We start from the raw sequence: 22,515 nt of genomic DNA on the forward strand, positions 1-22,515 counted from the left end.
GGAGGGATGGGGATGTTGGGCAATGTAGGCTTTACCGAAATACTGCTTATAGCCGTAATCGGCCTGATTTTGTTCGGGCCCAAGAAACTGCCTGAAATCGGACGTACGGCGGGCCGCATGGTACGGGAATTCAGGCAGGCCGCACAAGGCTTGATGGATACAGGCAGCGAGCCGGAACGCAAGGAAGCGACCCGTCCCGAGGCCAAGCTGCGATCCGGCCGGCTGTCCGACTGAAGGATGCAATACAAAGGAAGAAGGAAGGTGAACGGGGATGAACGGCGAAACTGCCTTTACACTTATGGAGCATGTCACGGAGCTGAGGAAACGGCTCCTGCGAGTGGTCCTTGTCCTTGTGGGCGGGATGGCGGTCGGATTTATTTTTGCGCGTCCGATATTTTTATACTTCATGGATGTTCCCCCGGCCAATGCGATCGCACTGAATGTATTTAATCCCTGGGACGCTATCAAAATCTATATGAACTTCGCCCTCCTCATCGGATTGATTCCGGCTCTGCCTTTCGCGATGTACCAGCTATGGGCCTTCTTGAAGCCGGGCTTGCGCAATGAGGAGCAGGGGGCATCCCTGACCTACATCCCGTTCGCTTTGCTGTTATTTCTGGCGGGACTCGCTTTCGGATACTTTATCGTATTCAAGATGGCTTTCCATTTTACAACTCAGATATCGGCAAGCATGCAGCTTGTGGAAACGTACGGCGTTGCCCAATATTTTTCCTTTATGTTCAATATCGTCATTCCGGTGTCACTGCTGTTTGAGCTGCCGGTCGTCGTCATGTTTCTGACGAACCTGAGACTTCTTAATCCGGATCGCTTGCGCAAGGGCAGACGGTACGCCTATTTATTGCTGACGATCATTGCCACCGTCATTACTCCGCCGGACTTGATCTCCGCCATTATCGTCGGCATTCCGATGATTCTTTTATATGAAGTCAGCGTATATTTGTCAGGAGTCATTTATAAGCGTCAGCTCTTGCAGGAGCAATATGAGAAGGAAAACCCGGGCGTTTATGCCCAAGCTTCCCAATAATGTGAGAAGACCAAAAAAACCTTTGATCCGGCAGTATTGCCATGGGATCAAAGGTTTTTATTGTATTCATCGATTCAAGTTTCTTTTTCCTTATTCCACATCATGCTCGGGGAGCGCCCATACCGATACGCTTCCGCCATTAACCGGAAAGGTTGCGCAACCGTCCTCTTCGATCGTTACTTGATCTTCCCTGGTGTTGGTCAGATCGACCCATACTTCTCCCGCGCGGTCTTCTCCGACATACATCCTTTTTTCTCCTCCATCCCCGTTGGAGATGACTACGGCACAGCCGGACCGCTCGATTTCCGGATCGCCCCGGCGGATCCAGCCAATCATATTGGGATGATCAAAGTAATCTTCCTGTTCACCATATGCTTTATGGTAACGGGCATAGAGCAGAGGGTCGATCGCAGATTGTATGCCTTCAAGCGGTTCTTCTCCGCCAATCCCGAAATAATCACCGTAGAAGACGACCGGATAACCGTCCTGGCGAAGCAGAATCAAGGCATACGCGCTTTGCTTGAACCAATCGGCAACCCAGGATTCAAGCGATTCATTGGGCTGGGAGTCGTGATTGTCAACGAAGGTCACCGCGTGCAGGGGATGTGATTTGACGAGCGTATCCTCGAACAGGGTCGACAAGTCAAATGAACTTCCTTCCTGCGATGCGGCATGCAATTTATAATGAAGGGAAACATCAAACAGATCAATCCGGTAATCGATCGTATCCAGAAACTCCTGGCAAGCAGCGAGCTCCGAATTCCAAAACTCCCCGACGATATAGAATTCTTCTCCGCGCTCTTTCATCATTACGGTTGCAAAATCCCGAATAAAGTGATGGTTGATATGCTTGATTGCGTCGAGCCGGAAGCCGTTGCACTGAAGCGTATCGGCGAGCCATTTTCCCCATGCGATCATTTCTTCCTTCACTTCCGGGTGATTGTAGTCGATATTAGCGAACATTAAGTAATCATAATTGCCGAATTCGTCGTCTACATTGTCGTTCCAGATTTTGTTCTCGCCCATGATGCGGAAGATGCCGGTTTTTTCTTCCTTGGCATCGTAGTCCGTCCCGTTGAAATGCTCGAAATTCCATTTGAAGGATGAATACCGGTCTCCCCGGCCCGGGAACGTGAATTTGGTCCACCCTTCGATATCGAATGGCTCCGAGATGACTTCCGACCGGTTGTCCGGATCCACCTCAACCACCTGGAACAATTCTTTTTCATCCGCAGCCGCTTTATGATTCATGACCAGATCGACATACACCGCTATGCCGTGCTCGCGGCAGGTGGCGATGGCATCGTGCAGCTCCTGTTTTGTGCCGTACTTGGTGCGGACGGTTCCTTTTTGATCGAATTCACCTAAATCATAAAGGTCGTAGACACCGTATCCGGTATCTTCCGCCGATTGCCCTTTCGTAACGGGTGGAATCCATACCGAATCAATTCCTCTCTCTTTTAAACGGGGTGCGAGCTCCTTCAGTCGATTCCAGTGCGAGCCGTCTGCGGCAACATGCCATTCAAAAAATTGCATCATCGTATGATTGCGTTTCATGCTCAACTTCCCCTTCACTATAAATTGGTAAGATTCCTTCTAATAAGCTGTTACCCAGATGCAGATCGTTGCTAAACGATGCCGCAATAAAAATATTCAGCGTTGAATTATAGAAATTCGGAAGGAAAGGGAAAAGCTGTGGAGAAAAGGTAACAGGGACGGAATGAACAAAGAGGAGGAATCAGAGTGAATTACCGTACAGTAGGGAAGACCGGTATTCAGGTATCAAGTCTTTGTTTCGGGACGATGTCTTTTGGCGGGATTGCCGATGAAAGCGTTTCAATGGCAATGTTCCGCCGGTGCAGAGAGGCGGGTATTAATTTTTTTGATTGCGCGAATGTGTATAATGGCGGTCAAGCTGAGGAAATCTTGGGTAAATGTATAGAAGACTGCCGCAATGAGGTCGTCTTGACCACCAAAGTATATGGAGCAATGGGCCAAGGGGTTAATGATAAAGGTTTGTCACGCAGGCACATCATGCTGGCTGTCGAAGACAGCCTGCGGCGGCTCCGAACCGACCGGATTGAATTGTACTTTGTTCATTCCTTTGATTCCTTGGCGTCAATGGAAGAGGTCTTGCGGACAATGGACGACCTGCAGCGGCAGGGGAAGATCTTGTACCCCGCGGTAAGCAACTGGGCAGCCTGGCAGATCGCTAAAGCGCTGGGCATTTCGGCTAAAGAAAGCTTGTCCCGTTTTGAATGCATTCAACCGATGTACAACCTTGTGAAACGCCAGGCGGAAGTCGAAATTTTGCCGCTTGCGGAGTCGGAGCAGATAGGCGTCATTTCTTACAGCCCTTTGGGGGGCGGATTATTGACCGGGAAATATGGAGCGGGTAAACGTCCGGAGCAAGGCAGATTAATTGAACAGGAGAATTATACAAGGCGTTACGCGGAAAGCAGCTATTATGAAACGGCAGACCGCTTTACTGCATATGCGCAGGAGCATAATGTTCATCCGGCTTCGCTTGCAGTCGCTTGGACGATGTCACATCCCGCAGTCACTGCTCCGATCATTGGCGCGCGTAATTTGGAACAGCTGGAGCCGTCCTTAGCCGCATTGAACGTGGTAATGACGCCGGAGCGCCGCAAGGAGATTTCCAATTTGTCGATCTCGCCGCCGCCTGCTACAGACCGCTCTGAAGAGCAGTCAAAAAATTAAGGAGGTGTTTTACAATGTTGAAACGTACGATTGGTCGTTTAGGCTATGAAGGTTCAGTCGTTATGTTCGGTGCTGCAAGCTTGGGCAGTGTAACCCAAGAGGAAGCGGATGCATCGATTTCCTATGCGCTGCAGCATGGAGTGAATCATTTTGATACGGCGGCAAGCTATGGAGATGCTGAGATGAGAATGGGGCCTATCATCAGCAAGGTCCGAAATGATATTTTCCTGGCTACCAAAACCGGGGAGCGAACGAAACAGAAAGCGAAAGAGGAAATCTACCGTTCCTTGGAGCGGATGAAGGTCGATACGGTTGACCTGCTGCAGCTGCATGCGGTAGGCAATATGGAGGAGTTGGATCGCTGCACGGAACCGGGCGGAGCTCTCGAAGCGGCAATCGAAGCGAAAGAAGAAGGAATCGTCAAAGCAATCGGCATCACCGGTCATGGACATGAAGCGCCGGTTGTACACTTGGAAGCGCTCCGCCGGTTTCCGTTCGAGACTGTGCTGCTGCCATTGAATTATTATATGTATTCGCTGCCTGAATATCGCGAAGCGTTTGACGCGTTAATGGAAGAGGCCAACAAGCAGACAGCTGCGGTTCGAGTAATTAAAGCGGTGGCCAAGGGGCCATGGGGAGAAGATCAGCAGCGGCAGTACGCGACCTGGTATGAACCTTTCGATCAGCAGGAAATTATTGATGCCTGTGTGCACTTTGTGCTTTCTTTCCCGGGGCTGGCCGGCTTTGCCAGCGCGGGAGACATTCATCTGTTCCCTAAAATCGTCGATGCGGTAGAACGATATGGTTCCATGAGCGACGAGCAAGCTGAGCGCATTCTCAGCTCCATTAGCGGGTACACATCGGTGTTCGCACCGCCCACTTCCACATAAATGAAGAGGGCTCCATGAAAGTGGAGGCCCTCAAGTTGTTTTATAAGCCGTCAGCAGATTTAAGGCTGCGAATGAATACTGTTTTCCAGATTGTGTATCACTACATCGTCTATCGCGATGTTCAAGCCATTCATGGCATAGAGCACAGAACCGGTAACGGGAGAGAAACGGGGATTAACGACAATAAAGGATTTATTATTGCCCAAGGCTAGCTGCTTAGTAAGCTCACAATTGAAATAAGGACTATTAATAACGCTCCCGATAAACGCCACGGAGACGATATCGCCGGTGAAAGCGGCAGCCATCATCTCAATGCCTACTTTGATTTTATGGATGGCCCGGTCACAGACATATACTGAAACGGAGCTTCCTTTTGACGCGGCTTCGGTAACGGCAGGAGCAAATTGGCCGAATTTCTTGTCGCGTGCCCTCCGATCCTCCCCAAAGCCTTGTCTTGCAAGGTAGGACAATTCTTGGATAGAGTGGATTTCCCAATGCTGCAGCATGAGCTGAACCAATTCCTTGTCGGTTTCATCCCTATTTCCGGCCAATACTTCATAGACGGCATCGTACGCGATAAATCTTGCCGCACTGTCTGAATAGTGGTGGAAATCATAATTCCGGATATATTGACCCTTTTCCGTCATTGCCAGAATGATCGAGCCGGTGCCCGAAACGGCAACAATGCCGGGCTTTGTAATCAATGCACCATAATGCGCTGCCACAGCGTCATTGAAATGCCATTTCGGACAGGTTAAACCTTCTATGGCAGTCAGGGACTCCACCCATTCCAAATCGGCTTCGGAATCGTATCCGGCAACTCCTGCGGCTATCCCGCAAACCTGGTTCAACTCCACTCCGGCAGCCGACAAGGATTCGAGTATGGCTTGATTCACATTTTGCCGGGCTAATAAGTCTTTGCGGATGGAAGCGGAGCCCTTCTCGATATAGGAGAGTACATTTCCTGAAAGATCGCTCACCATGACCCGTGTATGGGTGCCGCCGCCATCAATCCCAAGTATGACATTTGCTTTTTTGGTCATTTACACGATCCTCCTTTACGCTTTTACCCTATTATACGGTAAAACCGCCAACTAAAGGGACGGAGGTTTATTGGTTTTTATGACTTAATGCAATATTTCAGCGTATCCTCCCAGGTCATCGAAAACCGGAGAATATCGTCTTCCGTCAGGTCGGTGCCGATCTGTACCTCGATAATGACAAGGGGAGTCACTGCTTTGATGCCGTGTTTGGTACCGCTGGATATTTGAAAGATATCACCCGGTTGAACAGGGGAAAGCTTGCCGTCCAGCATAATCTCGCCAATCCCGGAAAGTACTACCCATACTTCTTTTCTTTTTTGATGTTGCTGATAGCTGAGATTTTGGCCTGGAAGCATTTCGATTTTTTTGGTTAGCGCAGCAATGTCTTGACCGTTCTCTCCGGAATGATCCAACACCCGGCTGCTTCCCCAGCGCTTTTCTACATACATCGGTTTTGGACGAGTCTTGGGCAGGATTTCTTTAATTCGATTGCTGCTTTTTTTACTCGCCACCAAAATGCCGTCATTGCTTGAAGCGACGATGATATTGGGGACATCGACGACATGGACGGGAACGGCAAGCTCATTCACAAGATGGGTATTGATCGAATCCTCGGATATCGTGCCTGAACCGATAACCGGGCTTTCCAGCTGTTGAACAAGCGCCTCCCAGCTGCCTAGATCGTTCCAGAATCCGTCATAAGGCATAACGACCGCATGACGGGATTGTTCAACCACTTCTTTATCAAAGCTTACCTCCGATAAATGCTCATATCGGGAGAGCATTTCCTCGTAAACGACAGGCAGCCCTTTCTTATCGAGCCACGAGAGCATGAATGATAATGGAAAGGCGAAAATACCGCAATTCCATAACGCGTTTTGATTAATGAGCGCCAATGCTTTATTAACATCCGGTTTTTCCGCAAATTGCTCTACACGGTAGTATTCCGCTCCATTGTCCGCCGCGGGCACGATATACCCGTATTGATCGGAAGGAAAGGTGGGGCGGGTTCCGAGAAGCGCGAGCTCGGCCTGCGATTGCTGCAGAACAGCCGGAAAACGAAGAAAGCGTTCGATAAAAGCCGTTTCCGCAAACAGATCGACAGGAATAAAGCAAATGGTCTCCCGTGGGTCCGTCTGGAGCCGGGAATGGAGATAAGCAGCCGTTAAGGCGACAGCATGAAAAGTGCCGCGCTTGGACGGCTCGGCGATGATAGGCATTTGGCTGCCGACATGGTGAATCGTAATATCGACTTGACTTTTATGAGTGACGATTAACGATGAGGAATCGAGTCCGACCTCTTTTAATTGTCTGCATACCCGTTGGATCATCGATTCATTAATGCCTTCAGCCGTTGGAAGAACTTTCATAAATATTTTGGAGCGGATCTCATTTGACAAGGGCCATAGCCTTTTGCCGGAACCGCCGGATAGTAAAACGATTCTCATAGACCCTTCCTCCTTTGAATGCAGGTATCATCTTCCGTTCATTTCTTTCCTCGAATTATGTGTTCCACCACTTGCCGCATGGTCATTCCGGCCCGGTTCCAGGACATTTTCTGCATATCCATTCGGCCTTGCTGCCCTTTACTGCGGCAAATATCAGGGTGCTCATAGGCATATCTCATCTGTCTTTTTAAGCTGCTAAGATCCGGTTCCGCCCATAGCTGTCCCGCCTGCGCGAATAAATGGCTGAAGCGGCGGGAGATGGCCCGTTTCATGCTAACCGCCGGAGGCTGCAGCTTATAGCGGACAAGAAAAGCGTTCCTGCTGTTGAGAAAATCCATATGTCCGCCCCAGCCGGTCGCAATGACCGGAATTCCACTGGACAGCGCCTCGAGAAATGGCAATCCGACACCCTCTCCCCGTGTCGGAAGAACAAATGCGTGCCCGGTTCGGTAGATTTCTTTCAGCTTTCCAGGGCTTGTATACCCTGTGATCAGATGGATTGGGGCGGTTTTGCTGCCGAATCCAAGCTTTTTCTTGTAGGCCTGGATTCGGCTGGAGATCCATGCGCCGGTTTCACGGGTGCCGAATCCGCTGGTTTTGATCACCAAGGCCACGCGGTCTTTGGAGGAGAATGCCTCCCAATAGGCCCTTAATAGCAGTTCAGGATTTTTGCGGTGCTGAAAGGTGAAGACGGAGACAAACACAAAGGTTCCCTTCGGTAGGCCCGGGAACAGCTTTTTGTTTGAAGGGGTAAAGGTTCCGGCATGCACCCCGTGGGGGACGATGTATACCGGAACCTTGACTCCGCTGTTTATCATCGCGGTCTTGTTCTGGGCAGAAGGCACGCAAACCGCATCAAACCGGTTGATGTTTGGGAACCAGTCGCTCGGGATCTTTGTTGTCTCCCAAACGGCATTGAGCAGCAAGTAATCGAATTGTGCTCTTGCCTTTTTGATGTCCAGGCTGTGAGGAAGGCGGTGATAGATGAGAACCTTGGGTTTTTTCCGCGTATAAGGCTTTTTTGCCAAAATCCTTAGCGTTCGCGTTGAAGTGCCGCCATCCGGCCGAGCGCGGCCCCGGTCCGCGATAACTTTAACGTCAACTCCCTGACGATGCAGAGCAAGCGCATATTCACGGCTAGCCTTGCCAATCCCGCTCGGTGTATAAACCGGCCCGTTCCAGATCACTTGATAGTTCTTCATAAGTATCCGTCCTTACTTAAGGAAATAGTTTCTGCGTTTGTGAAAGGACAGGGATTTGTAGGTTTTGGCTAACTTTTGTATCCGCAGTCCGGTAAGACTGCCGGCATTGACCGGAAGGCTTTTATTCAATGTACTTTTGAGGACAAACGCGCCGGGCTCTTTGGCGTACACGAAGTTACCATACGTTTCAAATTCGGAAAAAGCATACAGGCTGGATTTTCGGATATTTTTAATAATTGCGGAATACCAAGGGATCTGATGTTTGCCTTCGATTGTTCTTTTCAGTTGTCTTACTTTTTCTTTATCGAACAGCATGTAATGGGCGACGAAAGATACGGGAGCAGCGGCTTTTGTTCCTAACAGCTTTTTATAAGCTCTGAAATATTCGGGCTGGCTCCATTTTCGGTAGTAAGCTACCGTTTTGGAACCTGAGCGGAAAGTATGGGGACGAATGAGTACGGTATCGGCGTCAATGACCAAATATTTGCTGCATGAACAAATGGAATCCCCGCTTAATTTTAATAATTGTTGAAAAAGCCACCCGGAGCGGTCCCAGCTTTTCGACCGGTAGTGAATATGCTTTTTGGTAATCGGCAGAACGGTATTTTCATTCACGAACCGGCATCTCTTTTGCCTGCATAGCTGTTCAATGGCAGCACTTCTGGGCGATACGATAAAGATATCGTTAATAGGGTGCTTCACCATTTTCCTAACGCTATCAATGACATAGGGGAGATTATTCAGATCCTTCTCAATGGCCGGAATCAAGACATCGATTTGTTGTCTGCCGGCTTCAGGATTTGTTATCGGGTGAGACATTACATCATCTCCATCTGTTCATATTCTTTATATGTTATGTTTACGGAGTAGCAATGGTAAGGGCGGGAGATATGAACGAAGATCACGATCGCTTCTAATTTTTGAGGTATCGGGGAATGTTATGAAAGCAGTAAATTATTTGAAGTAAGGTGGGGATACGGGTGGCAAGAAAGAACAGAAGAAAGCTTGTCGTGAGCGGAGCTGAGCAGGGCGTGAAAGCGCTGAAAGCGGATGTGATGTTGAAAGAGGGATATCAGGTTGATCCGAACCGTCCGGATGATGTGAAATATGAGGTGGCCAAGACACTTGGCGTGCCACTGAAGGCCGGTGATAATGGAAATCTGACAACCGAAAGTGCCGGGCATGTCGGCGGCAGGATCGGTGGGCCGATGGTCCGCGAAATGATCCGGTTAGCGCAGGAGCAGCTAGCAAAGCAGCCGCGGCCATAAGCGGCAAATAAACGTGAATAAAGGTTAAAAGCTTCTAATTGAACCCCTAAACGATAGACAGCGTTCGAATTTATTTATAGAATTAACCTTTAAGGAAGGGAGTAATGACTGGCAACGTTACTGATCGAAGGGAGAGAAACAAGGGAATGACTAACGAACATACACAAGGAAACGCGCGCAACTTTGCGGTATCTACCGATATTTTCATGCAGCCCGGCTTGGATATTTACACTCAAATGACCTACATTGTATTACGCTCCTACACTTCGGAGTCTGCGATGCCAACCTTGAGCGAAATTGCCCAAAAAGGGCGGATGACCGCCAAGCAGGCGACGAAGGCGATGCAGAGCCTGGTGAATCACAAAATGATTCCGCATAAGCTGTTCCGGCAAATGATCGGCGAATTTCAAGATGACCGGTTATCGTGGGCCGCTAAGGGATTGCTTACATATTTCAAAGAGCATCCAAGTATCAGCGTAACCGAGCTGCTTGAGATGTCCGATCAATCGGGTGAAGATGAGCAAAGCATTCTCAAAGCGCTTATTGAGCTGAAGAGCAACGGTTATTTGGAAGAATTTCCTGAGCTGAGCAAGCTGGTGGATTGAAAGGCTTCATTAAATTTTAACACGCCGCATGAAGGCGTGTTTTTTGTTGTTTCTAGGGCACTGTCCATAATCACGTATCTTCTTAACCCGTCCCTAAAAACCTTACATTTAGTCATCAATCACAACGATTTTTGAATTTGTTTATGAATAGATGATAACGACAAGCGGGAATACATGTAATATAATATAACAATAATAAGGAGATTTAAGCTACGTTTACGGTTTCGTGTCAGGTTTATTTACTCTAAATCATTATTTCTTTGAAAGGAGTCAAAATATGATGTTTATTGAATCTACGCCTTATCCATATCCATACAATGGGGATTTCAGGGCCGATAATACGGCGCTGGTTATTATCGATATGCAAATTGACTTTTGCGGCAAGGGCGGTTATGTGGATCGGATGGGATATGATTTGTCCTTGACAAGGCGGGCGATTGAACCGATCAAGCGGCTTTTGGAGGCTGCGAGAAATGTGGACGGATTCACCATCATCCATACTCGGGAGGGGCATCGTGAGGACTTGTCCGATCTTCCGGCAAATAAGAAATGGCGCAGCAAACAGATTGGAGCAGAGATCGGTTCCGGTAAAACGGGGGAGAAAATACTCGTCCGCAACGAGCCGGGCTGGCAAATTATCGATGAACTGACTCCCATGCCGGGTGAGATCATTATAGACAAACCGGGCAAGGGCGGCTTTTATGCTACGGATCTGGATTTAATTCTACGGACAAAACGGATTCAAAACTTGATCTTAACAGGGATCACGACAGATGTGTGCGTCCATACCACCATGAGGGAAGCGAATGACCGCGGCTATGAGTGCTTGATACTCGAGGATTGTACGGGGGCGACGGATTATGATAATCATCTGGCCGCTTTGAAGATGGTTACGATGCAGGGCGGCGTTTTTGGCAGTGTGTCCAACTCGGTCCATGTCATAGAGACGTTGCAATCATTGGCGTAATGAATAGAAATGAAACAAGCCATCTGCAATGGTTTACGGATTATGGGAGCTGTCTCTAATGTAGGGAAATCTACCAAGGAGACAGCTTTTCTTTTATGTTTTCTCCCCTTATTTGCGTTAGATATATGTAATATATATAAGTAATTCACAATAATACGCATTAAATATTGTGAATTTATTATAAAGATTAAATTTACAGATCGTAATATAATTTAAATTGTAAAGTTTATGTGATGAAAATTAACAAATGGGGGCGGAGTAAATGATAGAAGAAGCTGTACAGCATCGTTCTACTTCCTATCTTCTGCAGGCCAAAGGATTGACCAAACGCTTTGGCGCTCTGGTTGCCAATAAAGATATCGATCTAGATGTGGAGCGGGGCTCCATTCATGCTGTCCTCGGAGAGAACGGCGCAGGGAAAAGTACTTTGATGAAAATGCTCTACGGCGTATATGAGCCAGATGAGGGAGAAGTATGGATGGATGGGGAAGCAGTGTCCCTGCATCCGCCTGTTAAGGCAAGAGCCAAGGGTATCGGCATGGTATTTCAGGATTTTCGGCTTGTCCCCGCACTAACGGTGCTGGATAATGTCGCACTGGCCGTATCCGAAGGGGGCTGGCGCCTGAAGAGAAAGCAACTGCGCGAGCGTATTCTGCAGGTTTCCGCAAAATACGGCTTGTCCGTCAATCCGGATGCCTACGTATGGCAGTTGGACCTTGGGCAGCGTCAGCGGCTGGAAATCGTTAAAGTGCTCCTTGTTCCCGGAACGCGCGTCATTATTTTTGATGAACCTACCAGCGTGCTCGTGCCGCAGGAGGTAGAAGCTTTTCTGAATATGCTGGATCTGCTTCGTAAGGATCAATACGGCATCTTGCTGATTACACACAAAATTAACGAGGTGCTTGCCTGTGCTGATCAAGTGACAGTTCTGCGGAGCGGACAAATCACTTTCCAAGCCAGCCGGGAGGACGGCTTGGATGGAGACGCCTTAATCAAAGCGATGATGGGCGTAAAAACGCTAAAACCGGTCATCAAGCAATCGGCGCTCGTAGAGAAGGAACCGGCAGCGGTGCTGCAAGTGGATAACGGAACGATCACTGGCAATCATGGGGAAACGGTTCTTCAACATATTCAGTTGACCCTAAGGCAAGGTGAGATCACCGGCGTGGCAGGCATTTCCGGAAGTGGACAGCGAGAGCTGGCAGAGGTGCTTTTCGGATTGCGTCAGTTGTCTTCGGGCTCATTAACGATTGGCGGCCAGGAGATCAAGGGCGGTACAAGAGGTTTTATGGAAGCGGGAGTAAGCTTTGTATCGGAAGACCCGTTAAAGGAATCCGTCATACCGGGCTTCACGATTCTCGAACATATGGTATTGGACGGTATTCCCATGCAGGCTAAGGGAACCGGGATGGATTGGAAAACAATCCGGGCCGCATTGGAGAGCAGCGAGGATGCCCGCGCACTTGCGTTAGCGGATGCGGATCGAAGGGCTGATACGCTATCCGGCGGTAATGTTCAACGAATGGTGCTGTCCCGGGCGCTAATACGAAGGCCCAAGATATTAATTATCAGCTACCCCAGCCGGGGGTTGGACATCGGAACCACGCATACGATCCAACAGCAATTAATTACACTGGCGGAACAGGGAACGGCCATTTTATTGTTCTCGGAAGATTTGGATGAGCTGTTTAAGCTGTCCGACCGTCTGGTCGTGCTTTCGGGCAAAAAGCTATTAGGGCCTTACCGTCCTTCAGAAACGGATACGACGGAGATCGGCTTCCGTATGTTGAAAGGAGAATCCGCATGAAGCAGCAAGCTGTGAACGCCCCGATGCTTAACGAACCATTGTCATTTCGCAGCAGGCTAAAGCCGATTGGGATACAAATTGCTGTTCTAATCGCGCCCTTTATCATTTTCGGAATATTCTTGCTCTTCTACGATGTCAATCCGATCGCATTATATGGCTCCATGCTCAGCTCCACATTCGGCGACCTGTACGGGTTTGGCGAAGTGCTGATCAAGGCGACGCCGATTATTCTAACCGGACTGGCAGCCGCGCTGCCGGCAAGGGCGGGGATGATCAATGTCGGCGGTGAAGGGCAGCTGGCGATCGGGGCGCTTTTTGCGACCTGGTTTGCCGTGTTTTATCTCTCCAGCCTTCCGGCAGCGCTAGGCATCCCGCTGATGTTGGCCGCAGGCGCTTTGGGCGGAGCGGTATGGGCAGGAATTACAGCATTCTTGAAAGTCAAAGGCAATTTGAATGAGACGATCTCCAGCTTGCTGTTAAATTATGTCGCTGTTTTCACGGTCGGATTTTTCGTGCATGGGTTATTGAAGGATCCGGATTCATTTAACTGGCCGTTTTCTCCCGAGATTTCTTCGGCTTTAAGGCTGCCGATCGTCAATGGCACGCGGCTTCATGTCGGCATTGTAATTGCAGTCGCACTCGTTCTGATTGTCTGGCTCGTATTGAAGAAAACAAGGATGGGCTTCCGGATCCGCGTATTGGGCAGCAATCACCTTGCTGCGGAGCGGGCCGGTTTCAAAGTAAGCTGGATGCAATTCGGCGTGTTGGTAGCCGCAGGCGCTCTTGCGGGAATTGCCGGCATGATCGAAATCGCGGGCATCGAGGGTCGGCTTCGGCCGTCGACTGGCGCCACCTACGGTTACTTGGGCTTTTTGGCTGCCTGGATGGCATGGAATCATCCGCTGCGGCTGACGATTACGGCTTTCGTGCTGGGCATGATTAGTGTCGCAGGAAATTCACTGGAAATTTCGTCAGGTCTGCCATCTTCATCCGTGCACATTCTTATGGGGCTTGTGTTGTTCTTCCTGCTGGGCAGTGGAAGGAGGTTAAAGAAATGATTACAGATATATTAACCGGCGCGATTCGATCGGGAACCTCCGTTATGCTGGCAAGCCAAGGTGAATTGATCTCAGAGAGAGCAGGCGTTATCAATCTTGGAACGGAAGGATCGATGTTAGGCGGGGCGCTCGGCGGATTTGCCGTCACGGTGTGGACAGGGAACCCCTGGCTGGGCACGCTGGCCGGCGGATTATGCGGCCTGCTGATTTCAGCCATTCATGCCTTTCTCGTCTTAACCTGCCATGCGAATCAATTGGCAACCGGCTTAACGATTATGTTCTTCGCGATGGGAGTCACTTCGTTTTTTGGCCGTGGCTTTGTCAGTGAGCAGATCGTTGGCTTTAATCCAGTCGCGATTCCTTATCTATCCGAGATTCCGTTTGTAGGGCAAGTGCTGTTTAACCATGATCCGTTAACCTATTTATCCTTTCTGCTCGTTCCTTTGCTCTGGTTTGTGTTGTTCCGCTCGCGCATCGGAGTAATTCTTCGGGCGACTGGAGAGAGAGAAGAAGTTCTGTTTGCCAATGGCATTAATCCGAAGCTGGTCCGTTATGCGGCAGTGCTGGCCGGCGGGTTTCTGGCCGGAGTTGGCGGCGTGCAGCTTTCTGTGGCTTTCACGCACAGCTGGGTGGAGAACATGGTGCAGGGCCGCGGAGTCGTAGCGGTAGCGCTCGTTATCTTCGCCTCTTGGAAGCCGATCAGGGCCATGATCGGAGCTTATCTGTTCGGAGCGGCACAAGCGCTGCAGCTTACGGTTCAGCAGGCGGGACTTCCCATTTCCCCGTTCTTCCTGTTCATGGTTCCGTACCTTCTGACTCTTGCGGCACTGTATATTGTCGAACGGAGGCAGCGAAGCCAGACACCGGAAGCACTCAGCAGGGTATTCACCGGCACCTCAAGCGGATGACCTGTCGGATGGCCGGCTTCCGGTACCATCCGTACTCATCATAGACAAGCAAAGTATCTTCTAAAATGAGACAAAAAAAGTGGAGGGAAACCAGATGAAAACAAAGAAAGTGAAAAGTCTACTCGTGTTAACAATGGCGCTTATACTCCTTATTACCGGCTGCAGCCAGCCAGGTGCGCAGCAAGCGCCGGCAGCAAGCAGCGGCAGCGAAAACGCCGCGGCTTCCGATGCTCCGGCTCCAGGAGCAGACAGTACGGCAGTTGGATTTATCTTCGTTGGCGCTAAGGACGATTACGGTTATAACCAAGCGGCCTATCTGGGCAGCGTGGGTGTGGAAGAAACATTCCCTGACTTGAAGGTTCTGCGTGCGGAGAACGTTCCGGAGACGGCGGAAGCCGAGCGTGTTATGGAACAGATGATCAAGGACGGGGCGAAAGTGATTTTCCCAACCTCTTACGGCCATCTCGATCCTGCCTTGAACGTGGCGAAGCGTCATCCTGATGTCGCATTTTTCCATCAGGGAGGGTTGAAAACGGCTGAGAACCTGGGCACGTATTTCGGAACAATCTGGGAGCCGGTCTACTTGGCAGGTGTTGCTGCAGGTAAAATGTCTGAAACAGGCAAACTCGGATACATCGTTTCCGTTCCTATTCCACAGGTTTTGCTGAACGTGAATGCCTTTCAACTCGGCGCCCAATCGGTAAATCCGGATGCGACAACCTCCGTTGTCTTCACAGGCAGCTGGTGCGACCCGGGACAGCAGGCAAATGCGGCTAACTCTTTGATCGACAGCGGCGTGGATGTGCTCAGCCAGCACCAAGACTGCACAAAGACTGTTATTGAAACGGCAGAGCGCCGGGGCGCGATGTCGGTAGGCTACCATGCCGATGCTTCATCCCTTGCTCCGGAAGGCTGGATTACAAGCTCGATCTGGAACTGGCCTGATCTGTATGCAGATATGGAGAAAACAGCGATCGAAGGCAACTTTAAAGGCAGCATCTATGACGGTAAATACCGCGGAACATTGAACGACAACGTGGTTCAATTGACCGAGCTGGGCGCAGGCGTACCGGATGATGTCAAACAGCTGGTGGAAGAAAAACGCGCTGAACTGCTGGAAGGAACCTTGCAGCCGTTTAAAGGGCCGATCGAAGATCAAGCAGGGACGATCCGCATCGAAGACGGCGTGACGCCTGCCCTGGATGATCTTGAAGCCGCTGATTTCCTGGTCAAAGGCGTTATCGGCAATATTCCTAAATAATATTTGATTGATTTCTGACAGGTCCGAATAATAAAATCTGGTGAAAGTAAGCTAGATACATTTCACCTTACCTTCCAGAGGAGGAACGAGCATGAGCGGATTAGGTGGACTGAACAAATCTCCGGACGGCGTCGTTATCGGACTAGCGCAGCTAAAGCTTCCCGTCGTCGACACGCCGCAGCAGCTTGCGGAGCAGACAGCGAGAATTGTAGAGATGACAGCCAAAGCAAGGCGTGGTTTATCCACGATGGATCTTATCGTCTTTCCGGAATACTCACTGCACGGTTTATCGATGAATACAGATCCGGCGCTGATGTGCCGGATCGATGGGCCGGAAGTGGCGGCATTCAAGGCAGCCTGCAAAGAGAACCGCATATGGGGCTGCTTCTCGATCATGGAATATAATCCGGATGGCAATCCGTACAATACCGGATTAATTATAGACGATCAGGGTGAGATCAGGCTGAACTATCGGAAGCTGCATCCTTGGGTACCGGTAGAGCCATGGGAACCGGGTGATCTGGGCATTCCGGTCTGTGACGGCCCTAACGGAAGCAGGCTGGCCCTTATTATTTGCCATGACGGGATGTTTCCGGAAATGGCGAGAGAATGCGCGTATCTCGGCGCGGATATAATGATCCGCACCGCCGGTTATACCGCGCCGATCCGCCATTCCTGGCAAATTACGAATCAGGCAAATGCCTTCTGCAACTTAATGTATACCGTCTCGGTATGTATGAGCGGCAGCGATGGAACGTTTGATTCGATGGGTGAAGCGATGATTGTTAACTTTGATGGCGTGCCGCTTGTCAATGGCGGCGGCCGGCCGGATGAGATCGTATCGGGCGAGGTGCGTCCCGCGTTAGTCCGTGAAGCAAGGCGGCTGTGGGGCGTTGAAAATAATATTTATCAGCTCGGGCATCGTGGATACGTAGCGGTTAAAGGAGGCGCAACCGACTGCCCTTACACGTATATCAAAGATCTGGCGAATGAATCCTACCGGCTACCTTGGGAGGATGAAGTTGTTGTCAAAGACGGGACGTCCGTAGGATTCCCTGTGCCGGAGCGTGAATATAAGCCGAAGCAGCGGTAAGGAGAGGGTCGTGTTGGTGCCGAACTATCATCAGCAGCAAATCAGTAAAGGAAGCATTCCATCGATTCCTTATGCTTGGCCGTATGACGGAGAACTTGTGCCGGGTAAAACAGCACTGCTCGTGATCGACATGCAGACCGACTTTTGCGGCAAAAGCGGTTATGTGGATCGGATGGGATATGATTTGTTTACAACAGCACGAGCAATCGAACCGATCCGCCGGCTTCTCGACGTGGTGCGATCCATCCCCGGCTTTACTGTTATTTATACAAGGGAGGGACATCGTCCCGACTTATCAGATCTACCGGATAACAAGCGTTGGCGAAGCCGGCAGATTGGGGCGGAGATCGGATCTGAAGGGCGGGCAGGCCGCATATTGGTGAGAGGTGAGCCGGGCTGGCAGATCGTCCCCGAGCTCATGCCGCTGCCGGATGAAACGATCGTGGACAAACCCGGAAAAGGCGGCTTTTATGCGACAAGCCTGGATATGATCCTTAAAAATCGTGGGATTACACATCTCATATTAACCGGCATCACAACCGATGTCGGCGTACAGACGACGATGAGAGAAGCTAATGATCGCGGATATGAATGCTTGATTTTGGAGGATTGCACCGGTGCGACGGATATTAATAATCATGTTGCAGCGTTAAACATGGTTACGATGCAAGGCGGGGTGTTCGGGGCGGTATCAAGCTCGGATAAATTAATCGGCACGCTGCTCCGCCTGCAGCTGGAGCCCTCATCCCATGAGCGAACGGGGGAATTCATATGACGATAATCAAACCTATCTCCGTAAAAATTGACAAGCAGCGAAAAGGACGAGTAGAATCATGAATCAGAGTATGGAGTTGTCCCGTGCGCTGCCGTATGCTTATGCCTGCCGTCCTGAGCGGACGGCATTAATCATTATTGACATGCAGAACGATTTTTGTGCGCCAGGCGGATTTGGCGAACGTCTTGGCAATGACATCACGCCTACCCGGTCTATAATCCCTGTCATCTCGGATGTGCTGGCGGCGGCCCGCACGGCCGGGATGATGGTCATCCATACAAGAGAAGGCCACTTGGCTGATCTGTCGGACTGTCCGCCGTCGAAGCTGGCGCGCAGCAAAAAGCAGGGAGCCGGCATAGGTGATCCGGGGCCGATGGGGCGTATTCTCGTTAGAGGAGAGAAGGGCCATGATATTGTACCGGAACTAACGCCTGCAGCAGGGGAGACGATTATCGATAAGCCGGGTAAAGGGGCTTTTTATCAGACAAACCTGCAGGAGAAGCTTGAGGAGAAGAAGATCGAATCGCTTATTTTATGTGGAGTAACAACCCATGTTTGCGTACACACAACATTAAGGGAAGCTAATGACCGCGGATATGAATGTCTGGTGCTGGAGGATGCAACCGCTGCTTTCGACCCGGCGGATCATCAAGCGGCGATCCGCATGGTATGGCAGCAGGGCGGAATTTTCGGATGGACGGCAGTTTCTTCGGTATTTATCGAAGGGCTGCGCGGCAAGGACCGACCATAACAGCCTGGAAACAGCAGACGTGGTGCGGCATTCCCGGGAAAGGAGCGTAGAAGATGGAAGAGTTAATGGGACAAGGATTAACGGTGAAGGATCTTCTTACGATTCCCCATTTCAAAGAAGCGGTACTGCTTGGCGGGAGCTCCGGGCTTGAGCAGCTGGTGAGCAGGATTAATGTGATGGAAGTTCCCGATGTCGTGGATTGGGTGAGGCCCGGCGAATTTTTGATGACAACCGGCTATTCGTTCCGAAATGAGCCTGAGATCATGGAGACGCTCATTGCCGAGCTTGTTCAAAAGGGTGTAGTGGCACTGGGAATAAAAACCAAACGATTTGTTGACACCGTCCCGGAGACTGCAATAGCTGCAGCGAATGCTCATGGCCTGCCATTGATCGAGCTGCCTCCGGATACGGCATTTTCGGATGTGGTTCGTGAAGTAATGGAGCGGGTGCTGGTGGCAGAATCCCGTCATCTCTCTACACTCCAAAGCCGGGTTCAGCGTCTGTCTCACGTGCTGCTGCACGGGGACGGACTTTCTGCATTTTTGCATCATCTGCAGCTGCTCGTCAAAAATCCCGTTCTATTGCTCGATCCAAATAACAGATGGACGGCTTCGCCAGGGGCGGAGTACTTTTGCCGGCAAATCGAGGAAGCGCAGTGGCAGAAGCTGCGTGAGGACCGGACGCTGGAAACAGGATTTATCCAGATCGCTGACAGATATATACGCGTGCATATCTCGGCCGTCCCGGATAAACAGACTTACCCGTTCCTGCTCGTCATGATGGAGACCGAGCAGGAATACGGTATTGTAGATACATTAACGGTGAACTGGGCGAGTGAGTTTGTCGGTTTTGAGATTAGCAATGCCCAGGCCAGAAAACGTATTGAAACCAAATATATCGACCAGTTTATTCAGGATTGGATGGCGGGCCGGATTGTCTCGCCTGTGGATTTGCGCCTGCGGGCGGAAGCATGCGGCTGCCCGATTGATGACAGCTCCTCTTATGTCGCGGGCGTTGTTTCTTTTCATGATAAAAAGCCTGCCGTGAATGAGCTTCAGGAAATCGCCCGGCGTATGAATTGGGATGCCTCGGCGGGCAGCAATGCAGCCAGATGGACGGTTCTTGAAGAGGATCTGGCCGTCCTGTTTACATTGCGCGGACAAGATATGCCCGGCAGCGCTTTGGCGAGCCTTCGCCAGATATTCCCGGATCGGCACATCCAATTATGCCTGGGCAGAGAGGCGCCCGGTCAAAGTGAAGTGCCTGCAAGCTTCCGGGAAGCGAAAAGGGCTGCCGAGGTCAGCCTGGTATGCAAAGTGGCGGGCGAAACGTTGCACTATGGCGATCTGGGCGTGTACCTGCTGCTCTATCGCTTACAAGGAAGCGAAGAGCTGGAGGAATTCAAGCGTACATATCTGGAGCCGCTCCTCCAGTACGATGAGAAACATCAGGGCGCCCTGCTGAATACATTGCGAACTTACTTCCTGTGCAACGGAAACGCAAAGGAGACTGCGGAACGGCTGTTTCTTCATTACAACACCGTGAATTACCGGCTCGAGAGGATACGCGGCGAACTCGGATTGCGGCTCGACGATCCGGAGGTCAGGCTGCAGCTGCAGCTCGCGATCAAATTGTATGAAATCAAGGAGCATTAAAGAGTACGACGGCAGGCGATTTTTAGAGATGTACCGGGAATTTGTTATTTCAGCAGCTTAATAAATTCCCGCATGAAGCCTGGGAGATCCGGCCATGCACGGCCCGATACGAGATTTTTATGCGTATGAAGTTCTTTTTCGATATACGTCGCGCCGCTTGCGATAACATCCGGCTTACAGGAGGTGTATGCCGTGTACTCCCGGCCTTTCATCAGATCTGCGACGACAGTCAACACCTGCGCGGCATGGCAAATGGCGCCGACAGGCTTGTTCTGCTCAAAAAAATGGCGGACAATCTTTGGCAGGTCCGCATTCATCCGGATATATTCGGGGGCCCGCCCGCCCGGGATAATGAGTCCGTCGTACTGCTCGGGCTTTACATCGGCGAAAGCCATCTGCGAATCGAGCCCGTAGGCCAGCTTTTCCACAAAGGTCTCCATACCGGCTACAAAGTCATGCGTCACGGTTTGCAGCTTTTTGACTGATGGCGATGCAATCGTAACTTCCATTCCCTCTTCCAAACAACGGTAATACGGGTAAAATACCTCAAGCGCCTCAACCGCGTCTCCTGTCACAATTAATACTTTTTTACTCATGGACCGTACCCCCATTTTACATTTTTCAACCTTCATGCAGTAAGGCCAGATAAATATAGAATGACTAAAACCCGCCAAAACATACACGAAATAATAAAGGAGAGGAACTTGTAAACCCTCACGCTGAATATTTTTTGCGGCATTTCTCATAATACCAGTGTACACATTTAAATTTATTTAAGGGTGGGGTAGTGATGCAGCTTCAATTAGCATTAGATCTTGTTAATATTCCGGAAGCCATAGAGCTGGTAAAAGAAGTCGAGCCCTATGTTGATATCGTGGAGATCGGTACGCCGGTTGTCATTAATGAAGGTCTCCGGGCGGTTAAAGAAGTAAAGCAGGCCTTTCCTTCTATGACCGTGCTGGCTGACCTTAAGGTCATGGATGCGGCGGGTTATGAGGTGATGAAGGCATCCGAGGCCGGCGCGGACATCGTCACGGTGCTGGGAGCGGCGGAGGATATGACGATTAAAGGCGCAGTGGAAGAGGCCAAAAAACAAAACAAAAAGATCCTCGTTGACATGATCGGGATTAAGGATATCGAAGGACGTGCGAAGGAACTCGACGCGCTTGGCGTAGATTATATTTGTGTACACACCGGTTATGATCTTCAGGCGGTCGGACAAAATTCATTCGAGGACCTGACGAAGATTAAACGTGTGGTGAAAAATGCAAAAACGGCTATCGCGGGCGGCATCAAGTTAAGCATCTTGCCGGAGGTCATTAAAGCGAAACCCGATCTCGTCATCGTAGGCGGAGGCATTACCGGCGAAGCGGATAAAAAAGCAGCTGCTGCCGAAATAAAGAGATTAATTCAACAAGGGTAACAAAGGACATGTTGACAATCGGGTATGCAGCAGTAGTGCTGAAAGAGCTGAACCACGCGATCGGCCAGATTGCTGAGGAAGAAGCTGAAACTTTGGTGGACCGCATTCTTCAGACCAACAAGATCTTTGTAGCAGGCGCGGGCAGATCCGGTTTGATGGGGCGGGCTTTCGCCATGCGGATGATGCACATCGGGATGGAAGGATATGTGGTGGGCGAAACGGTAACGCCTAACCTGGAAAAGGGCGATCTGTTAATCGTCGGTTCCGGCTCGGGTGAGACAAAAAGCTTGTTAGCGATGGCGGAGAAAGCGAAAAGCTTGAATGGCGCTGTCGCAGCAATCACGATCTTCCCGGAATCGGCGTTGGGGAAATTGGCTGACATCACCGTCAAAATGCCCGGCTCCCCCAAGGATCAATCGGAAGGCTCTTATAAGACAATCCAGCCTATGGGTTCATTATTCGAGCAAACCCTTCTATTGTTTTATGATTCTGTCATATTGAGGCTGATGGAGAAACGGGGATTGAATTCCGAGACGATGTACGGCAGGCATGCCAATCTTGAATTCAGCAAGGAGATCTAAATAACGATAGGGCC

23 protein-coding genes are annotated in these 22,515 nt (G+C 50.3%); 17 read left to right on the forward strand and 6 right to left on the reverse strand.

Annotated features, from left to right (window positions below; genetic code table 11):
* Positions 1-12 precede the first annotated feature (12 nt).
* Complete coding sequence (locus IEW11_RS18690) at positions 13-234, forward strand: twin-arginine translocase TatA/TatE family subunit (RefSeq protein ID WP_188532578.1); 222 nt, start codon at positions 13-15, stop codon at positions 232-234.
* A 37-nt stretch (positions 235-271) separates the two neighbouring features.
* Positions 272-1,045 (forward strand): twin-arginine translocase subunit TatC, encoded by a 774-nt coding sequence (tatC, locus tag IEW11_RS18695; protein ID WP_188532579.1) that lies wholly within the window; start codon positions 272-274, stop codon positions 1,043-1,045.
* 90 nt (positions 1,046-1,135) lie between these two features.
* Here the strand turns inward: tatC and IEW11_RS18700 are convergent, their stop codons facing one another.
* Positions 1,136-2,602, reverse strand: a complete 1,467-nt coding sequence (locus IEW11_RS18700; protein ID WP_188532580.1) for an alpha-amylase — start codon at positions 2,600-2,602, stop codon at positions 1,136-1,138.
* 186 nt (positions 2,603-2,788) lie between these two features.
* Here IEW11_RS18700 and IEW11_RS18705 point away from each other — a divergent pair, with 186 nt between their 5' ends.
* On the forward strand, positions 2,789-3,766 hold the full coding sequence (locus tag IEW11_RS18705) for an aldo/keto reductase (protein WP_188532581.1): 978 nt from the start codon (positions 2,789-2,791) through the stop codon (positions 3,764-3,766).
* A 14-nt stretch (positions 3,767-3,780) separates the two neighbouring features.
* Positions 3,781-4,656 (forward strand): aldo/keto reductase, encoded by an 876-nt coding sequence (locus IEW11_RS18710; protein WP_188532582.1) that lies wholly within the window; start codon positions 3,781-3,783, stop codon positions 4,654-4,656.
* A gap of 59 nt (positions 4,657-4,715) precedes the next feature.
* On the opposite strand, the gene IEW11_RS18715 is transcribed toward IEW11_RS18710, so the two are convergent.
* The 4 genes from IEW11_RS18715 to IEW11_RS18730 form a co-directional block, all read right to left on the reverse strand.
* On the reverse strand, positions 4,716-5,699 hold the full coding sequence (locus IEW11_RS18715) for a BadF/BadG/BcrA/BcrD ATPase family protein (RefSeq protein WP_188532583.1): 984 nt from the start codon (positions 5,697-5,699) through the stop codon (positions 4,716-4,718).
* Positions 5,700-5,776: 77 nt separating this feature from the next.
* Positions 5,777-7,147: a sugar phosphate nucleotidyltransferase gene (locus tag IEW11_RS18720; protein ID WP_188532584.1), complete on the reverse strand. Its 1,371-nt coding sequence runs from the start codon at positions 7,145-7,147 to the stop codon at positions 5,777-5,779.
* Between the two features lie 38 nt (positions 7,148-7,185).
* Positions 7,186-8,349 carry a glycosyltransferase family 4 protein gene (locus IEW11_RS18725; protein WP_188532585.1) on the reverse strand — a complete coding sequence of 388 codons (1,164 nt, stop codon included), beginning with the start codon at positions 8,347-8,349 and terminating at the stop codon, positions 7,186-7,188.
* Positions 8,350-8,361: 12 nt separating this feature from the next.
* Complete coding sequence (locus IEW11_RS18730) at positions 8,362-9,168, reverse strand: DUF6492 family protein (protein WP_188532586.1); 807 nt, start codon at positions 9,166-9,168, stop codon at positions 8,362-8,364.
* A gap of 161 nt (positions 9,169-9,329) precedes the next feature.
* On the opposite strand from IEW11_RS18730, the gene IEW11_RS18735 reads away from it, so the two are divergent.
* The 11 genes from IEW11_RS18735 to IEW11_RS18785 all read left to right on the forward strand — a co-directional run bounded on the left by IEW11_RS18735 (position 9,330) and on the right by IEW11_RS18785 (position 20,497).
* Positions 9,330-9,617: an alpha/beta-type small acid-soluble spore protein gene (locus tag IEW11_RS18735; protein ID WP_188532587.1), complete on the forward strand. Its 288-nt coding sequence runs from the start codon at positions 9,330-9,332 to the stop codon at positions 9,615-9,617.
* Between the two features lie 146 nt (positions 9,618-9,763).
* On the forward strand, positions 9,764-10,222 hold the full coding sequence (locus tag IEW11_RS18740) for a hypothetical protein (protein WP_188532588.1): 459 nt from the start codon (positions 9,764-9,766) through the stop codon (positions 10,220-10,222).
* 277 nt (positions 10,223-10,499) lie between these two features.
* Positions 10,500-11,189 (forward strand): biuret amidohydrolase, encoded by a 690-nt coding sequence (gene biuH, locus IEW11_RS18745; RefSeq protein WP_188532589.1) that lies wholly within the window; start codon positions 10,500-10,502, stop codon positions 11,187-11,189.
* A gap of 262 nt (positions 11,190-11,451) precedes the next feature.
* Positions 11,452-12,996 carry an ABC transporter ATP-binding protein gene (locus tag IEW11_RS18750; RefSeq protein WP_188532590.1) on the forward strand — a complete coding sequence of 515 codons (1,545 nt, stop codon included), beginning with the start codon at positions 11,452-11,454 and terminating at the stop codon, positions 12,994-12,996.
* The gene (locus tag IEW11_RS18755; RefSeq protein WP_188532591.1) at positions 12,993-14,054 is read left to right on the forward strand and encodes an ABC transporter permease; all 1,062 of its coding nucleotides are present in this window, start codon (positions 12,993-12,995) and stop codon (positions 14,052-14,054) included. Before IEW11_RS18750 ends, IEW11_RS18755 begins: the two co-directional genes overlap by 4 nt.
* A complete protein-coding gene (locus IEW11_RS18760) occupies positions 14,051-14,962 on the forward strand; it encodes an ABC transporter permease (RefSeq protein ID WP_188532592.1) in 912 nt (303 codons plus the stop codon). The genes IEW11_RS18755 and IEW11_RS18760 overlap by 4 nt, the downstream gene beginning before the upstream one ends.
* Before the next feature lie 94 nt (positions 14,963-15,056).
* A complete protein-coding gene (locus IEW11_RS18765; RefSeq protein WP_188532593.1) occupies positions 15,057-16,223 on the forward strand; it encodes a BMP family ABC transporter substrate-binding protein in 1,167 nt (388 codons plus the stop codon).
* 91 nt (positions 16,224-16,314) lie between these two features.
* Positions 16,315-17,316 carry a formamidase gene (locus IEW11_RS18770; protein ID WP_188532594.1) on the forward strand — a complete coding sequence of 334 codons (1,002 nt, stop codon included), beginning with the start codon at positions 16,315-16,317 and terminating at the stop codon, positions 17,314-17,316.
* 16 nt (positions 17,317-17,332) lie between these two features.
* Positions 17,333-18,091: a biuret amidohydrolase gene (gene biuH, locus IEW11_RS18775; RefSeq protein WP_229725454.1), complete on the forward strand. Its 759-nt coding sequence runs from the start codon at positions 17,333-17,335 to the stop codon at positions 18,089-18,091.
* 58 nt (positions 18,092-18,149) lie between these two features.
* A complete protein-coding gene (locus IEW11_RS18780) occupies positions 18,150-18,842 on the forward strand; it encodes a cysteine hydrolase family protein (RefSeq protein WP_188532595.1) in 693 nt (230 codons plus the stop codon).
* Between the two features lie 53 nt (positions 18,843-18,895).
* Positions 18,896-20,497: a PucR family transcriptional regulator gene (locus IEW11_RS18785; RefSeq protein WP_188532596.1), complete on the forward strand. Its 1,602-nt coding sequence runs from the start codon at positions 18,896-18,898 to the stop codon at positions 20,495-20,497.
* 44 nt (positions 20,498-20,541) lie between these two features.
* On the opposite strand, the gene IEW11_RS18790 is transcribed toward IEW11_RS18785, so the two are convergent.
* Positions 20,542-21,093 (reverse strand): DJ-1/PfpI family protein, encoded by a 552-nt coding sequence (locus IEW11_RS18790; protein ID WP_188532597.1) that lies wholly within the window; start codon positions 21,091-21,093, stop codon positions 20,542-20,544.
* Positions 21,094-21,287: 194 nt separating this feature from the next.
* On the opposite strand from IEW11_RS18790, the gene hxlA reads away from it, so the two are divergent.
* Positions 21,288-21,920, forward strand: coding sequence for a 3-hexulose-6-phosphate synthase (gene hxlA, locus IEW11_RS18795; RefSeq protein ID WP_188532598.1), 633 nt, complete (start codon positions 21,288-21,290; stop codon positions 21,918-21,920).
* Positions 21,921-21,928: 8 nt separating this feature from the next.
* Positions 21,929-22,501, forward strand: a complete 573-nt coding sequence (hxlB, locus tag IEW11_RS18800; protein WP_188532599.1) for a 6-phospho-3-hexuloisomerase — start codon at positions 21,929-21,931, stop codon at positions 22,499-22,501.
* The last annotated feature ends 14 nt before the right edge of the window (positions 22,502-22,515 follow it).

The sequence above is a fragment of the Paenibacillus abyssi genome, from assembly GCF_014640295.1.
GTDB classification, from domain to species: Bacteria; Bacillota; Bacilli; order Paenibacillales; family Paenibacillaceae; genus Paenibacillus_D; species Paenibacillus_D abyssi.

Excerpts from the sequence above, each read along its gene's own strand:
- IEW11_RS18690 (WP_188532578.1), top strand. The coding sequence starts at position 13 with ATGTTGGGCAATGTAGGCTTTACCGAAATACTGCTTATAGCCGTAATC.
- tatC (WP_188532579.1), top strand. The coding sequence starts at position 272 with ATGAACGGCGAAACTGCCTTTACACTTATGGAGCATGTCACGGAGCTG.
- IEW11_RS18700 (WP_188532580.1), bottom strand. The coding sequence starts at position 2,602 with ATGAAACGCAATCATACGATGATGCAATTTTTTGAATGGCATGTTGCC.
- IEW11_RS18710 (WP_188532582.1), top strand. The coding sequence starts at position 3,781 with ATGTTGAAACGTACGATTGGTCGTTTAGGCTATGAAGGTTCAGTCGTT.
- IEW11_RS18715 (WP_188532583.1), bottom strand. The coding sequence starts at position 5,699 with ATGACCAAAAAAGCAAATGTCATACTTGGGATTGATGGCGGCGGCACC.
- IEW11_RS18720 (WP_188532584.1), bottom strand. The coding sequence starts at position 7,147 with ATGAGAATCGTTTTACTATCCGGCGGTTCCGGCAAAAGGCTATGGCCC.
- IEW11_RS18725 (WP_188532585.1), bottom strand. The coding sequence starts at position 8,349 with ATGAAGAACTATCAAGTGATCTGGAACGGGCCGGTTTATACACCGAGC.
- IEW11_RS18730 (WP_188532586.1), bottom strand. The coding sequence starts at position 9,168 with ATGTCTCACCCGATAACAAATCCTGAAGCCGGCAGACAACAAATCGAT.
- IEW11_RS18740 (WP_188532588.1), top strand. The coding sequence starts at position 9,764 with ATGACTAACGAACATACACAAGGAAACGCGCGCAACTTTGCGGTATCT.
- biuH (WP_188532589.1), top strand. The coding sequence starts at position 10,500 with ATGATGTTTATTGAATCTACGCCTTATCCATATCCATACAATGGGGAT.
- IEW11_RS18750 (WP_188532590.1), top strand. The coding sequence starts at position 11,452 with ATGATAGAAGAAGCTGTACAGCATCGTTCTACTTCCTATCTTCTGCAG.
- IEW11_RS18755 (WP_188532591.1), top strand. The coding sequence starts at position 12,993 with ATGAAGCAGCAAGCTGTGAACGCCCCGATGCTTAACGAACCATTGTCA.
- IEW11_RS18760 (WP_188532592.1), top strand. The coding sequence starts at position 14,051 with ATGATTACAGATATATTAACCGGCGCGATTCGATCGGGAACCTCCGTT.
- IEW11_RS18765 (WP_188532593.1), top strand. The coding sequence starts at position 15,057 with ATGAAAACAAAGAAAGTGAAAAGTCTACTCGTGTTAACAATGGCGCTT.
- IEW11_RS18770 (WP_188532594.1), top strand. The coding sequence starts at position 16,315 with ATGAGCGGATTAGGTGGACTGAACAAATCTCCGGACGGCGTCGTTATC.
- IEW11_RS18780 (WP_188532595.1), top strand. The coding sequence starts at position 18,150 with ATGAATCAGAGTATGGAGTTGTCCCGTGCGCTGCCGTATGCTTATGCC.
- IEW11_RS18785 (WP_188532596.1), top strand. The coding sequence starts at position 18,896 with ATGGAAGAGTTAATGGGACAAGGATTAACGGTGAAGGATCTTCTTACG.
- IEW11_RS18790 (WP_188532597.1), bottom strand. The coding sequence starts at position 21,093 with ATGAGTAAAAAAGTATTAATTGTGACAGGAGACGCGGTTGAGGCGCTT.
- hxlA (WP_188532598.1), top strand. The coding sequence starts at position 21,288 with ATGCAGCTTCAATTAGCATTAGATCTTGTTAATATTCCGGAAGCCATA.
- hxlB (WP_188532599.1), top strand. The coding sequence starts at position 21,929 with ATGTTGACAATCGGGTATGCAGCAGTAGTGCTGAAAGAGCTGAACCAC.